The following is a 13,446-nucleotide window of genomic DNA, read 5'->3' as shown; positions in this document are numbered from 1 at the left end:
ATCGTCAAGCGGCCAGGTCCTCAATCTGTCCCAGAGCTTTGCAGCAGATCTGCACGGACCTCTGAAGTGCTGAGATTCCGATCCATGGTGTAACTGCACAGCGTCAATGGCAGGGCATCGAGCGGTACCAGAATATGGCGTTGTTGTAATGTGCTGGTGAATAACAGTCGTGTGCATCACGTACAGTTTTTGATCGATAGCAGTATCGCGAGATCCGGATGCGCTAAAACGGTACAGGCCAGTGGACAGCATGGCGTGCCCAAGGCACTCTTGGGCACGCCATGGATTTCGGTAGCCCGACATGATCAAACGCCTGCTTCTTGTTCTTGCCAGTGCCTCTGTGTTGCTGCTCAACACCGTCCGGGCCGAAAACAGTCCCGACACTGATCTGGTGCTCCTCACCGAAAACTTCCCGCCCTACAACATGGCGAAGAACGGCAAGAATTTCGCCCAGGGCGAGAACATCAACGGCATCGCCACCGACATCGTTCGCGAGATATTCCAGCGTGCCGGCGTCACTTATAGCCTGACCCTGCGGTTCCCCTGGGAGCGGGTGTACAAGCTGGCGCTGGAAAATCCCGGTTACGGTGCCTTTGTGATGGCGCGTCTGCCGGATCGTGAAAAACTCTTCAAGTGGGTCGGTCCGATCGGCCCCGACGACTGGATCCTGTTGGCCAAGGCTGACAGCAAGATCACCCTCGAAACCCTCAATGACGCGCGCAAGTACAAAATCGGCGCCTATAAAGGTGACGCGATTGCCGAGACGCTGACCAAGCAAGGCTTGAAGCCCGTGGTCGTGCTGCGCGATCAGGACAACGCGAAGAAGCTGGTCAGCGGACAGATTGATCTGTGGGCAACGGGAGATCCTGCCGGGCGTTACCTCGCGCGGCAGGAGGGTGTGACGGGGCTGAAAACGGTGCTGCGCTTCAATAGCGCCGAGTTATACCTGGCGTTAAACAAGGACGTCTCCGATGACGTCGTCGCCAGGCTGCAGGACGCGCTCGATCAACTGCGCAAAGAAGGTGTAGTGGACGAAATCATGGCGCGGTATCTGTAACCTCCTCCAGCGCCGTTTCCGCCAGCGGGGTGGCGCTGTCGTTGTCCGTCTCGTGGATGTCCGCGACCTCTGGCACTTGCGCTTCCGGCGCCACAGCAACAGTGCTGGCAGGCGTCCCCGGTGTGTATTGGCTGATGTGCAGGCTGCGACCGTCGGTATAACTGAACGTAGTGGTCACCGGCGTACCGTCTGCGCGCACAAGACTGTAGTCACTCTGAATCAGATAAACCGCCACGGCCTTATGGCTGTCCACTACCGCTACGACGTCGATCGCAGAGTTATCGAGCCATTCATTGTTGGGCATTTCGCATTGCGTCAACTCATGGCTGAGCCGCGCCGAAAACAGAAACGGACTGGGTGCCTGCGCGCCCCACTGCACGCCGAATTCGATGGAGGTCAGTGTCGAGAACGCCCATTGACCTCGCGTGCGTTGCGCGCGCTGGGCTGACCATCGGAATGTCGTACTGTCTTGCCCGCTGTTGTGACCATGGCCGACGAGCACATAGTGATCCGTGCGCTCCAGTTGATAGAAGGGCGAGTGGTCGCGCTGCTCCAGTGGAGTGAACAAGGGATCCTTGACGGCGAACCAGGGCAGCCTGGCGGTGTAGGTCGGCTGCTCAGGCGCGTGCAGGGGCTCAGGCGTCACACCGAGGAGCACGGGTGCTGTCGGTTTTGGATTGACCTGAACCGCAAGGTGCAGGCGTAACGAATACACCAGAAAATTCGCCGGCAACGCGTAACCGCTGACTCCGGCGAACGTGCCGGGCGCCAGGTGCATTTCCCCCGAAGCGGCCACCGGCGGCGCGGCGCTCCACGTGCTGATGCTCTGCCGCGCACCACTGCCTTTGTCATTCCAGATCAGATCGCATGTGGCTGACGCGCTGACAAGGTCGGCCCGTACGCAGCGAACGGCATTGCGAGAAGGTTTTTCGTGGCTGTTGGAACACACCGAACCCAGCGCGACGTAACCTTCCGGCGGGAGAGGGCGCCAGACGGAGCCGTTCTTGGTCGCGCCGGAGCCTGAGTCTTTCCAGACCAGTTCGAAGTCGGTCGGTGCGCTCAGGGCTTTGCCTTTTTCGGGATCGGCCGCCGGTGTGCTCGCCTCGCACACCACCGCCACGACTTTCTTGTTGTTGATGTTGTCACGGCCCGGATGGACGACGTCGCCTAATGGAAAGTAGCCGGGCAGCACATCGGCCGCCGGGGTCGGGCGCCAGAAAGACGCCGGTTCCGCGTTGGAGCCGTAGGTGTCCCAGATGCTCAGGAACTCGGTCGTAAAGTTGATCAGCAGGTTGTCGACCCTGATGGGTTCCCTCTGCCAGTCGGATACTTGAGCGTTGTCGTAAATAGTCATGGTCACTCCTGATAGTTGAACAGCGACTCAGGGGAGTCGCGACCTGTTGCAGGTCTCACTATCCGGAAGTGCGAGGGGTGACTGGTGGTAACTATCTATTGCCTGACGCAACAGGCCGTTACCGGTAGAGGCCGTCCTTGCCATGACCGGCCATGGCGCGATTGCTGCGCACGCTGATCATTTGTTTAATGTCGATCCACTCAATGCCTTGAGCTTTAAGCTTGGGCAACTCTCGCTCCAGCACGGCCAGCGTTTGTGGATAAGGATGGCCGATCATTACCGCTGAACCCTGTTTGCGCGCGAGGCTGATCGCGGTCTGCAACTGGGTGAAGATTGCCGCCTCGGTGCGCTCGTCATCGAGAAAAACATCGCGCGAAACACTCGCCAGATTGATCTTCTGCGCTTGCTGCGCGGCCACGGTCTGCGCACTGGTGCGGCTGTCGACGAAGAACTTGTGGCGTCGCTGCAACTCTCCCATCAACCAGGCCATTGCCTCCGGTTGCGCCGTCATGCGGCTGCCCATGTGGTTATTGATGCCCGCGGTGTACGGGACCATTTTGAACGCGGCGTTCAGACGCTTTTCGAGTTCTTCGATGGGCAGTTCGGGATGCCAGGCGTACGGGCCGGTCGCCGGATCCATGGGCATGTGCAAGATGACGATCTTGCCGGCACGATGGGCTTCACGGGCAAATTCGGTGGCGTGGGGCGTGTCGGGCATGATCGCCGCGGTCACCGGGCCGGGCAGGGCCAGCACGCGGCGATCCCGGGGCAGGCTTTGCCCCAGGTCGTCGATGATCAGTGTCAGGTAGGCTTTGTGAGGCGTAGAGCCGGCGGGTTGTGCGTGAGCAGCACCCGCCAGACAGCACAGCAGAACGAAGACGAAACGCAAAGACATCCTCAGCGGCCGGACGTAATGCTCAGGCCTTTGAGCAGGCTCAGGGCCTGGGCCAGTTGGTAATCGTCATCCTGCGGCATGGCTTTGGCCTTGCCTGCGGAACCGCTCGGTTTGTCGGCGCCGCCGTTGCCGTTGCCCAAATGGCCCTGCAGATCGGCTTCCTTGAAGTATTCGCTGTCCGCCTCGCTGGTGATCTTGGCTTTGCGCACTTCGATGTCCGGGACGATGCCCTGGGCCTGGATCGAACGGCCATTGGGCGTGAAGTACAGCGCGGTGGTGATCTTCAGTGCGCGGTCGTTGTTCAGCGGCAGCACAGTCTGTACCGAGCCTTTGCCGAAACTGGTGGTACCCATGACCACGGCGCGCTTCTGGTCCTGCAGGGCGCCGGCGACAATTTCCGACGCCGAGGCGCTGCCACCGTTGATCAGCACGACCATCGGCACTGCTTCGCTTTCGTCTTTACCGGTAGCAGAGAAACGCAGCTCGGAATTGGCGATGCGGCCTTTGGTGTAGACGATCAGACCTTTGGTGATGAAGTGGTCGACCACTTCCACCGCGGCCTGCAACACGCCACCCGGGTTGTTGCGCAGGTCGAGAACGATGCCGTTGAGCTTCTTGCCGTTGTCCTTGCGCATCTTCGCCAGGGCCTTGGAGACCTCATCGCCGGTCTTGACCTGGAACTGAGTGATGCGGATATAGCCGTAGCCCGACTCCAGCAGCTGCGACTTGACGCTCTTCACCTGAATCACGGCGCGCGCCAGGGTCACGTCGAATGGCGGGCCACCGTCGCGTACCAGGGTCAGGGTGATTTTCTGGCCGATCTTGCCGCGCATCTTGTCCACGGCTTCGGTCATGGTCTGGCCGCGAGTCGGCTGACCGTTGATCTTGACGATGAAGTCGCCAGCCTGAATGCCGGCCTTCGACGCTGGCGTGTCATCGATTGGCGAGACGACTTTGATAAAGCCGTCTTCGGCGCCGACTTCAATGCCCAGGCCGCCGAACTCGCCGCTGGTGCTTTCCTGCAACTCGGTGAAGTCTTCAGGGCCCAGATAAGCCGAGTGCGGATCAAGGTTGCTGAGCATGCCCTTGATCGCGTTTTCCAGCAGAGTCTTGTCGTCCACCGGCTCGACGTATGCGGCTTTGATCCGGTCCATGACCTCGGCAAAGGTGCGCAACTCTTCCAGCGGCAGCGGGGCCTTGGAGGTCGCAGCTGTGCCTGCCGGAGCGACGGCCGGAGCCGGTTGAGCGGCAAACGCCAGAGGCGCGCCGATCACCAGGGCGATCGTCAGGGCCAGCGAGGTAAGGCGGGACAAATGCAGCATGTCGAACAAACTCCTGAATTAGGTGGTGCGCTTATCCTTGCGCACGACACCATTGCGCCGGATCACTCGGGTGACCCTGCTGACGAATTGCAAAATACAGCGCTGATGTGTCCTGACCGCCACTGTTACCGACAGTGGAGATGGACTCACCGGCTTTAACCACGTCACCCGCCGACTTGAGCAGTGTCTGGTTGTGACCGTAAAGACTCAGAAAACCATTGCCGTGATCGAGGATCACCAGCAACCCGGCGCCCCGCAGCCAATCGGCAAACACCACGCGCCCACCGTGTACGGCATGCACCTGGCTGCCGGCGGAGGCGCTGATCATCACGCCATCCCACTTGGTGCGGGCGTCATCGCCACGGCTTTCACCGAAGCGTGCCAGCAATCGACCATCAACCGGCCATGGAAGTTTTCCCCGGGTTGCCGCAAAAGCCCCGCCAAAGGTTTCGCCACTGCTGGAAACCAGTGCGCCGGGAGACGATTTGACAGGTTTTCGTGGGGCGTCACTGGTGTCCGATTCTGCATCCGCGTGGGCTTGCGCCTCACGCAAACGCTTTTTTTCCGCTTCCTGCTGGGCGATCAGCGCTTTTTTTCGCGCCTCTTCTGCCTCACGGGCCTGACGGGCCAGAGTTTCTTCAATGGTCTTGAGGACTTTAGACAGGTCTGCCTGATCCTGCTCGCGGGCGGCGAGTTTCTGGTCGCGAGCCTTGACGTCCTCGTTGAGCTTGGCCAGCACTTGCTGGCGCTCCTTGCGAACTTTTTCAAGTTCGTCGCGCTGGGTGTCGAGGTCGCTTTTCTGTACCAGCAATTGCGCCTGCTGCAAGCCGATGTCTTTTTCGACATTAGCCAGTTGGCGCAGGGTTTCGTTGAAGTTTTTCAGCTGCTCCAGGCGAGCCTGGCTCAGGTAATCGTAATAGGTGAGGGTGCGGGCGAACTTCTCGGGATTCTGCTGGTTGAGCAGCAGTTTGAGGTACTCCTGACGGCCGTTCTGATAGGCCGCACGGGCCTGAATGGCGATCAGTCGTTGTTGTTCAGTGCGCGCGCTCTGGAGTTTTTTTTTCTCTGCATCGAGTCGTTGCAGCTCGGATTCGCTTTTCTGCAGTTCTTTTTGCAGTGCATCGACCTGCTTCTGCAGCTTGCCCAGCTCGGTCTCAGTGCCCTTGAGCTCTTTCTGTACGCCGGACTTTTCTTCCTGAACCTTGCTCAGCAGCTTTTTCAGCTCGGCAATGTCCTGACGCGTTGCGTCCAGCTGCTGTTGGGTTTGCGCGCGCTCGTCAGCGAAGGCCGGTTGGAGCAGGCAGGTCAGAGCGAGGGCAATCAGGACGCGAAGCATAGGGGCGGGCGGCACCAGGGTAATGGACGGCCTAGTATGCCCGCCCGAGGCTGCAAAAAAAACGCCCAATTGGGGCTGTGTGATAACTGGAGCGCCAGACAGGCTTAATTCCATTTCGAAAACCCCATAAGCCACTGTGGGAGCTGGCTTGCCAGCGATGGCGTCTGAACATTCAACAGAGTTGTTGGCTGTCAGATTGCTATCGCTGGCAAGCCAGCTCCCACAAGGTTGAGCGGTGTTTTGAGGCCGCGGATTAAACCAGAATCGAAGTCCCGGTCATTTCCACCGGTTTTTCCAGACCCAGCAACTTGAGCATGGTCGGCGCCACGTCCGCCAGCACGCCGCCTTCACGGACCTTGAGGTCACGCTTGCCGACGTAAATGAACGGCACCGGCTCGGTGGTGTGTGCGGTGTGCGCCTGGTGAGTTTCTTCATCGGCCATTTTTTCGACGTTGCCGTGGTCAGCGGTGATCAGCGCTTCGCCGCCCACCTTGTCCAGTGCTTCGACGATGCGCCCGACGCAAGTGTCCAGGCATTCAACCGCTTTCACTGCCGCTTCAAACACGCCGCTGTGGCCGACCATGTCGCCGTTGGCGTAGTTGACCACGATCACGTCGTAACGCTGGTTTTCGATGGCTTCGACAATACGGTCGGTCACTTCGGGCGCGCTCATTTCCGGCTGCAGGTCGTAAGTGGCGACTTTCGGCGACGGGATCAGGATGCGTTCTTCGCCCGGGAACGGTTCTTCACGGCCGCCGGAGAAGAAGAAGGTGACGTGGGCGTATTTCTCGGTTTCAGCGATGCGCAGCTGGGTTTTGCCGTTTTTTGCCAGATAGTCGCCCAGCACGTTTTCCAGGCTGCCCGCCGCGAAAGCCGACGGTGCAGGAATGCTCGCGGCGTATTGCGTCAGCATGACAAAACCGGCCAGTTTTGGCTGGCGCGCGCGCTCGAAGTCCTTGAAATCGTCTTCGACGAACACGCGGGTCAGCTCACGGGCACGGTCGGCGCGGAAGTTCATGAACACCACGGCGTCACCGTCTTCGACTTTGACCGGCTCACCGATGGTGGTGGCTTTGACGAATTCGTCGCTCTCGCCACGGGCGTAAGCGGCGTCCAGGCCTTCCTGAGCGGTGGCAGCGTTGAATTCGCCGTTGCCGTCGACGATCAGGTTGTACGCTTGGGCCACGCGATCCCAGCGGTTGTCACGGTCCATGGCGAAGTAGCGGCCGACGATGCTGGCGATGCGGCCCTTGCCGAGTGCCTGGAAAGTCGCATCGAGCAGTTCGATCGACGAAGCAGCGCTTTTGGGCGGCGTGTCGCGGCCGTCGAGGAAAGCGTGCAGATAGATTTTTTCGGCGCCGCGCTTGAAGGCCAGTTCGGCCATGGCGATCAGGTGATCCTGATGACTGTGCACGCCGCCATCCGACAGCAGGCCCATGAAGTGCACGGCTTTGCCGGCAGCCACGGCTTTATCCACAGCGGCGCAGAGGGTCGGGTTCTCGAAGAACTCGCCGTCGCGGATCGACTTGGTCACGCGGGTGAAGTCCTGATACACCACACGACCGGCGCCGAGGTTCATGTGGCCGACTTCGGAGTTGCCCATCTGGCCGTCCGGCAGACCGACGTCCATGCCGCTGCCCGAGATCAAGCCGTTCGGCTGGTTGGCCGTCAGGCGATCCAGCACAGGCTTCTTCGCCGCAAAAACGGCATTGGATTCGGGGCTGTCGCTGTGACCGAAGCCGTCGAGAATGATCAGGACCAAAGGTTTAGGCGTGGTAGTCATGGAATCCACTCGTGGCTAATAAAGAAGAGGGCGATGGAAAAGGGAGTTGGAGTTTAAAGCGAAGTTCCGACCGCGTCACCGCCGGACGGGGTTTGGCCCACCATAGTGGCTGTGTATACTGGCCGACATTTTAACGCCCTGGAACCTCCTTCGATGGTTGCTCACCTGATTGAATTTGCCACTAACCACTACATTCTTGTCGGTATCTTCGTCGTACTGCTGGCTCTGCTGCTGGCGCACACGATGCAGGGCGGCGGTAAAAGCCTGAGCACCGGTGAGCTGACCGCGCTGGTCAACAAAGATGCAGGCGTGGTGGTAGACATTCGCACAGCCAAGGATTTCGCTGCCGGCCACATCGTTGGCGCGGTGAATATTCCTCAGGACAAACTGGCCGCACGCGTCGCCGAGCTGGAAAAACACAAGGCCAAGACCATCATTCTGGTCGATGCCCTGGGCCAGACCGCTGGCACTCATGCCCGCGAACTGATGAAATCCGGCTTCACCGCCGCCAAGCTGTCCGGCGGGATCTCCAGCTGGAAAGGCGACAACCTGCCGTTGGTGAAGTGACATGAGCGAAGTCATCGTCTACTCCAGCGATTACTGCCCTTACTGCTCGCGAGCCAAGTACCTGCTCGAGAACAAAGGCGTGGCCTTCAAAGAGATCAAGGTCGATGGCAAGCCGCAGGTGCGTGCCGAAATGGCCCAGAAAGCCGGACGCACGTCCGTGCCGCAGATCTGGATCGGCAGCAAGCACGTCGGCGGCTGTGACGATTTATTCGCCCTGGAGCGCGCCGGCAAGCTCGACGCGCTGCTCAAGGCCTGAACGGCTGCACCCACGTACAGCACTCCCTAAAAGACCCAAGATCAGAAAGGATCTGAGATGACTGACCAACAGAACACTGCAGCCAGCGAAGAAGAAACCGCACCGCAATTCTCCTTGCAGCGCATCTACGTACGCGACTTGTCCTTCGAAGCCCCGAAAAGCCCGGCGATCTTTCGCCAGCAGTGGGACCCGGCGGTCGGTCTGGATCTGAACACTCGTCAGAAAGAACTGGAAGGCGATTTCTACGAAGTCGTACTGACCCTGTCCGTTACCGTGAAAAACGGTGAAGAAGTCGCCTTCATCGCTGAAGTGCAACAGGCCGGTATCTTCCTGATCAAGAACCTGGACGCGGCTTCGATGAGCCACACCCTGGGTGCGTTCTGCCCGAACATCCTGTTCCCGTACGCTCGCGAGACCCTGGACAGCCTGGTAACCCGCGGTTCGTTCCCGGCGCTGATGCTGGCTCCGGTGAACTTCGATGCCCTGTACGCGCAAGAGCTGCAGCGCATGCAGGAAAGCGGCGAGACGCCAACCGTTCAATAAGACGGTTCAGCAATACCCCATGTGGGAGCGAGCCTGCTCGCGATAGCGGTATGTCAGAGTGACTGACACTCCGTAATCGCGAGCAGGCTCGCTCCCACATTTGTTTTGCAGTGTTACTTGAAGTCGTTCTGCCGCCACGCCTCATACACGGCCACCGCCACGGTGTTGGACAGGTTCAGGCTGCGGCAGCCTTCGCGCATCGGCAGGCGCAGGCGCTGTTCGGCCGGCAGGGCGTCGAGCACTTCTGGTGGCAGGCCTCGGCTTTCCGGGCCGAAGATGAACGCATCGCCCGGCACGAACGCAGCATCATGAAACGGCCGCGAACCCTTGGTGGTGAACGCGAACAGGCGTGGATTGCCTAAACTTTCCAGGCAACTGGCGAGGTCGGCGTGGCGTTGCAGCGTGGCGTATTCGTGGTAGTCGAGACCGGCCCGACGCAGGCGCTTGTCGTCCATCTCGAAGCCCAGCGGTTCGATCAAATGCAGGTGGCAGCCGCTGTTGGCGCACAGCCTGATAACGTTGCCGGTATTCGGCGGAATTTCTGGTTGAAAAAGGATGACGTGAAACATGCACGGCTCCGAAGGTAAAGATGACGCGCATTCTACGCCGCAAGCGGACTCGCGTTCGAAACTATTCCCGCGGGTGATCGGTTCGTTGGCGATTGTCGGATTGATGATCGGTTTGATGATTGGCCGCCTGACCACGCCAGATCCGAGCGTATTGCAGCAGGTCGAAGTGACTGAAAGCGGGTTGGTGGTGTGGTTCAACAACGAACCGAAACTGCACGGCGAGATCATCGACGGCACGGTGGCGCTGTTGTTTCAGGCTGATGGGCGGTCGCAGAAAGGCCAGCTCAAGCTCAATGGCAAAGATGTGAATTGGCGTACGCGAATGAGTGATGGCGGGTTGTTGCTGACGGTGCTGGCGGCGCGGCCGCTGCAGGGCGATTGGGCCGGCAGCGAGGTCGATGACCGCTGGCGGCTGGAGATTCACCTGCGAGAGCAATAAAAGCGGGAATCCCTGACCTGCCTGTATCAGGGTTCCCAAAACGGGGTGGACTTTCGCTTGAGCGAAACGCCCGGTGTAAAGAGGGAACCCCCGGCCTGCCTGTACCAAGGATCCCAAAAGGGTGAGCTCGTCGTTTTCGGTGCGAGCCCGATGTAAAGAGGGGAATCCCCGGCCTGCCTGTACCAAGGTCCCCGAAACGGGTGGTGAAACGAATCACCTGTAAGAGTTATTGCAGGAGGTGTGCCAGGTCTTAATTTTTTGAAACAAAAGCTGCTGCCGGAAACACGAAAGCCCCAGATTACGGGGCTTTCGTGTTTTCGAAGTTGAAGTTTTGCATTGGTTTCGATTTGGCTAGTCAGCCGCCGGATATGCCCGATTGCGGGTCAAAGTGCATTACGGTGGTGCACGGCTGAATTGCCCTCACCCTAACCTCTCCCAGAGGGAGAGGGGACTGACCGAGTTGTTATAAAGAACTACGCCGACATGAAAGTCCGAGTCGAACTCACATTTGGCAGCGACATAAATCGGCTCCCTCTCCCTCGGGAGAGGGCTGGGGTGAGGAGGAGAGATCTTGAGTACACATACGGCCTCAAGCGAACGAGGTTTTTACCCCTCATCCCCCTCATCATCATCCCCGCCATCGACCTTCATCCCCAATTCCTTGATCTTGCGCGTCAGGGTATTTCGCCCCCAACCCAGCAAGACCGCGGCATCACGACGACGCCCGGCGGTGTGCTTCAGAGCCGTCTCGATCATGATCCGCTCAAACGCCGGCACTGCGCTGTCGAGCAGGTTCGACTGGCCACGCGCCAACGCCTGATCGGCCCACTGGCGCAGCGCTTGCTCCCAGTTGGTCACTGGCGCCGAATCCTGCGGCAGGTTGAGCAACTCTGGCGGCAAGTCGCTGATGTGCACTTCGCGCCCGGACGCCATGACCGTGATCCAGCGGCAGGTGTTCTCCAGCTGTCGCACGTTGCCGCCCCACGGCAGGTTCTTCAGATATTCCTCAGTCTCGCTTTTCAGCAACTTCGGCTCCACCGCCAGTTCCTGCGCCGCGCGGCTGAGGAAGTGTCGGGCCAGCGTCGGGATGTCTTCGCGACGATCCGACAGGCGTGGAATGTGGATACGGATCACGTTGAGGCGGTGGAACAAGTCCTCACGGAATTTCCCGGCGTGCACCAGGGTTTCCAGATTCTGGTGAGTCGCGGCGATGATCCGCACGTCAACCTTGACCGGCACATGGCCGCCAACGCGATAGAACTCGCCATCGGCCAGAACCCGTAGCAAACGGGTTTGGGTGTCCGCGGGCATGTCGCCGATTTCATCGAGGAACAGCGTGCCGCCATCGGCCTGTTCGAAGCGCCCGCGACGCAGGTTGGCCGCGCCGGTGAACGCGCCTTTCTCGTGGCCGAACAGCTCGGACTCCATCAGGTCCTTGGGGATCGCCGCCATATTCAGCGCGATGAACGGCGAGGCCGCACGCGGGCTGTGACGGTGCAGAGCGTGGGCGACCAATTCTTTACCGGTGCCGGATTCGCCGTTGATCAGCACGGTGATGTTGGAATGACTCAAGCGGCCGATGGCACGAAACACTTCCTGCATCGCCGGCGCTTCGCCGATGATTTCAGGCGTGCGGGTCAGTGCTGGCACGACCTGCAGGCCTTGCTGTTCTTGCGCATGCTGATTGGCGCGCTTGACCAGCGACACCGCTTCATCAACGTCGAACGGCTTTGGCAGGTACTCGAACGCACCGCCCTGATAGGAGGCGACAGCGCTGTCCAGATCGGAGTGAGCGGTCATGATGATGACCGGCAGCCGTGGGTGCTGCTCACGAATCCGCGCCAACAGGTCCAGACCGCTGGCGCCCGGCATGCGGATGTCGGAGATGATCACGTCCGGCTGTTGACGGGCCAGACGACTCATCACGCCATCGGCGCTGTCGAAGCTCTGGGTGGTCATGCCTTCTTGCTGCAGGGCCTTTTCCAGAACCCAACGGATAGAACGGTCGTCATCGACGATCCACACGGTTTCACTACGGCTCATGTCGATGTGGCTCCTTGTTCCAGTGGCAGAAAGATCGAGAACGTGGTGTGGCCTGGATGGCTGTCACATTCGATCAGGCCCTGGTGCTGGCTGATGATGTTCTGGGTGATGGCCAGGCCCAGCCCGGTACCGTCCGGGCGGCCACTGACCATGGGAAAGAAAATGGTTTCCTGCAGTTCCGCCGGAATGCCCGGGCCGTTGTCGATGATCTCGATCTTGGTCACCAGGCGATGGCGGACGTGGCCGATGGTGAACTGGCGCATGGTCCGGGTACGCAAGCTGATGCGGCCCAGACGAAGCTCGTTCTGGCTGCTGATCGCCTGCATCGCATTGCGCACGATGTTCAGCACGGCCTGAATCATTTGCTCGCGGTCGATCAACACGTCGGGAATGCTCGGGTCGTAATCGCGCACCAAGGTGATGCAGCCCTGGCTCTCCGCTTCGACCAGATGGCAGACACGCTCGAGCACCTCGTGAACGTTGCACATGGCCAGCGACGGCAACTTGTTCGAACCCAGCATGCGGTCGACCAGATTGCGCAGGCGATCGGCCTCTTCAATGATCACGTTGGTGTAATCGCGCAGGCTTTCTTCCGGCAGCTCGCGGGCCAGCAATTGCGCAGCGCCACGGATGCCGCCGAGCGGGTTCTTGATCTCGTGGGCGAGGCCGCGCACCAGCATCTTGCTGGTTTCCTGCTTCGACAGCTGTGCCTCTTCCTTGGTGATCCGCAGCAGGCGATCTCGCGGGTGGACTTCCAGCAGGAGCAGGGTCGCGCCGTTGTTGAGGATCGGCGTCACCGCGTAATCCACCGTCAGGGTCTGACCGGTGAGGGCGGTGAGCATGGCTTCGCGCTTGGTGAACGGGTGCGCCTGCTCCACGGCCTGGCGCAACGAGTTGAGCGCCTCGGTGGACTCAGTGAACAGCTCACTGATGAACTGCCCATGGCTGCGCTGGCCGCTGATCGCCAGCAGCATCTCCGCTGCCGGGTTCATGTACTCGAGGCGCAATTCGGCATCGAGCAAGATGGTGGCGGTGGTCAGGTTGTCGAGCAGCAAGCGTGGGATTGCGTCGCTAATAGTCATCAAGGCCTCTTTTGGGGGCGGAGCGTGCGCAAGAAACAAGCGTGTTTAGATGGAAAATGCAAAAACCAAACCAAGGCTCCGAAAAGAAGCGTTCAACCCCTGAAACGGGCGTTTGACGCTCGTTTGCGTGGCGTTCTGCCAGCTGGAACGGGAAGTTTCGAACCAAAATGGGATGGAATGTGAGTACGGTGCAATCTATT

General features: G+C 59.9%; 13 protein-coding genes. 5 read left to right on the top strand and 8 right to left on the bottom strand.

The window, feature by feature from the left end:
• Window positions 1–301: 301 nt before the first annotated feature.
• Window positions 302–1,057: a substrate-binding periplasmic protein gene (locus JJD74_RS11965; protein ID WP_042557198.1), complete on the top strand. Its 756-nt coding sequence runs from the start codon at window positions 302–304 to the stop codon at window positions 1,055–1,057.
• Here the strand turns inward: JJD74_RS11965 and JJD74_RS11960 are convergent.
• The 5 genes from JJD74_RS11960 to gpmI form a co-directional block, all read right to left on the bottom strand.
• Window positions 1,038–2,411, bottom strand: a complete 1,374-nt coding sequence (locus JJD74_RS11960; RefSeq protein ID WP_200613992.1) for a Vps62-related protein — start codon at window positions 2,409–2,411, stop codon at window positions 1,038–1,040. The two genes, JJD74_RS11965 and JJD74_RS11960, sit on opposite strands and share 20 nt — an antisense overlap.
• A 118-nt stretch (window positions 2,412–2,529) precedes the next feature.
• Window positions 2,530–3,306 (bottom strand): divergent polysaccharide deacetylase family protein, encoded by a 777-nt coding sequence (locus JJD74_RS11955; protein WP_042557200.1) that lies wholly within the window; start codon window positions 3,304–3,306, stop codon window positions 2,530–2,532.
• 2 nt (window positions 3,307–3,308) lie between these two features.
• Entirely contained in the window at window positions 3,309–4,628 is a 1,320-nt protein-coding gene (locus JJD74_RS11950) for a S41 family peptidase (protein ID WP_200613984.1), read from the bottom strand.
• A 31-nt stretch (window positions 4,629–4,659) separates the two neighbouring features.
• Window positions 4,660–5,964 carry a murein hydrolase activator EnvC family protein gene (locus JJD74_RS11945; protein ID WP_047299349.1) on the bottom strand — a complete coding sequence of 435 codons (1,305 nt, stop codon included), beginning with the start codon at window positions 5,962–5,964 and terminating at the stop codon, window positions 4,660–4,662.
• 253 nt (window positions 5,965–6,217) lie between these two features.
• Complete coding sequence (gene gpmI, locus JJD74_RS11940) at window positions 6,218–7,747, bottom strand: 2,3-bisphosphoglycerate-independent phosphoglycerate mutase (RefSeq protein WP_047299351.1); 1,530 nt, start codon at window positions 7,745–7,747, stop codon at window positions 6,218–6,220.
• A gap of 153 nt (window positions 7,748–7,900) precedes the next feature.
• Between gpmI and JJD74_RS11935 the strand changes: the two genes are divergently transcribed.
• From JJD74_RS11935 to secB, 3 genes are read left to right on the top strand one after another with little or no spacing between them, the layout of a single operon-like run.
• Window positions 7,901–8,314: a rhodanese-like domain-containing protein gene (locus JJD74_RS11935; protein ID WP_042557204.1), complete on the top strand. Its 414-nt coding sequence runs from the start codon at window positions 7,901–7,903 to the stop codon at window positions 8,312–8,314.
• Window position 8,315: 1 nt separating this feature from the next.
• Window positions 8,316–8,570 carry a glutaredoxin 3 gene (grxC, locus tag JJD74_RS11930; protein ID WP_042557205.1) on the top strand — a complete coding sequence of 85 codons (255 nt, stop codon included), beginning with the start codon at window positions 8,316–8,318 and terminating at the stop codon, window positions 8,568–8,570.
• A 57-nt stretch (window positions 8,571–8,627) separates the two neighbouring features.
• A complete protein-coding gene (secB, locus tag JJD74_RS11925) occupies window positions 8,628–9,113 on the top strand; it encodes a protein-export chaperone SecB (protein WP_042557206.1) in 486 nt (161 codons plus the stop codon).
• 113 nt (window positions 9,114–9,226) lie between these two features.
• Here secB and JJD74_RS11920 read toward each other — a convergent pair whose 3' ends face one another.
• Entirely contained in the window at window positions 9,227–9,682 is a 456-nt protein-coding gene (locus JJD74_RS11920) for a tRNA (cytidine(34)-2'-O)-methyltransferase (RefSeq protein ID WP_003220777.1), read from the bottom strand.
• Here JJD74_RS11920 and JJD74_RS11915 point away from each other — a divergent pair.
• Window positions 9,681–10,121, top strand: coding sequence for a hypothetical protein (locus tag JJD74_RS11915; protein ID WP_115146013.1), 441 nt, complete (start codon window positions 9,681–9,683; stop codon window positions 10,119–10,121). The two genes, JJD74_RS11920 and JJD74_RS11915, sit on opposite strands and share 2 nt — an antisense overlap.
• Before the next feature lie 606 nt (window positions 10,122–10,727).
• Here JJD74_RS11915 and ntrC read toward each other — a convergent pair.
• Together ntrC and glnL are read right to left on the bottom strand one after the other, a co-directional pair.
• Window positions 10,728–12,164 (bottom strand): nitrogen regulation protein NR(I), encoded by a 1,437-nt coding sequence (gene ntrC / locus JJD74_RS11910; RefSeq protein ID WP_042557208.1) that lies wholly within the window; start codon window positions 12,162–12,164, stop codon window positions 10,728–10,730.
• Entirely contained in the window at window positions 12,161–13,246 is a 1,086-nt protein-coding gene (gene glnL / locus JJD74_RS11905; protein ID WP_042557209.1) for a nitrogen regulation protein NR(II), read from the bottom strand. The genes ntrC and glnL overlap by 4 nt, the downstream gene beginning before the upstream one ends.
• Window positions 13,247–13,446 lie beyond the last annotated feature (200 nt).

Source organism: Pseudomonas sp. MF6776, from assembly GCF_016613125.1.
Classification (GTDB): domain Bacteria; phylum Pseudomonadota; class Gammaproteobacteria; order Pseudomonadales; family Pseudomonadaceae; genus Aquipseudomonas; species Aquipseudomonas iridis.
Note: the sequence above shows the minus strand (reverse complement) of the source record. Positions and strands in the feature narration are given on the sequence as shown.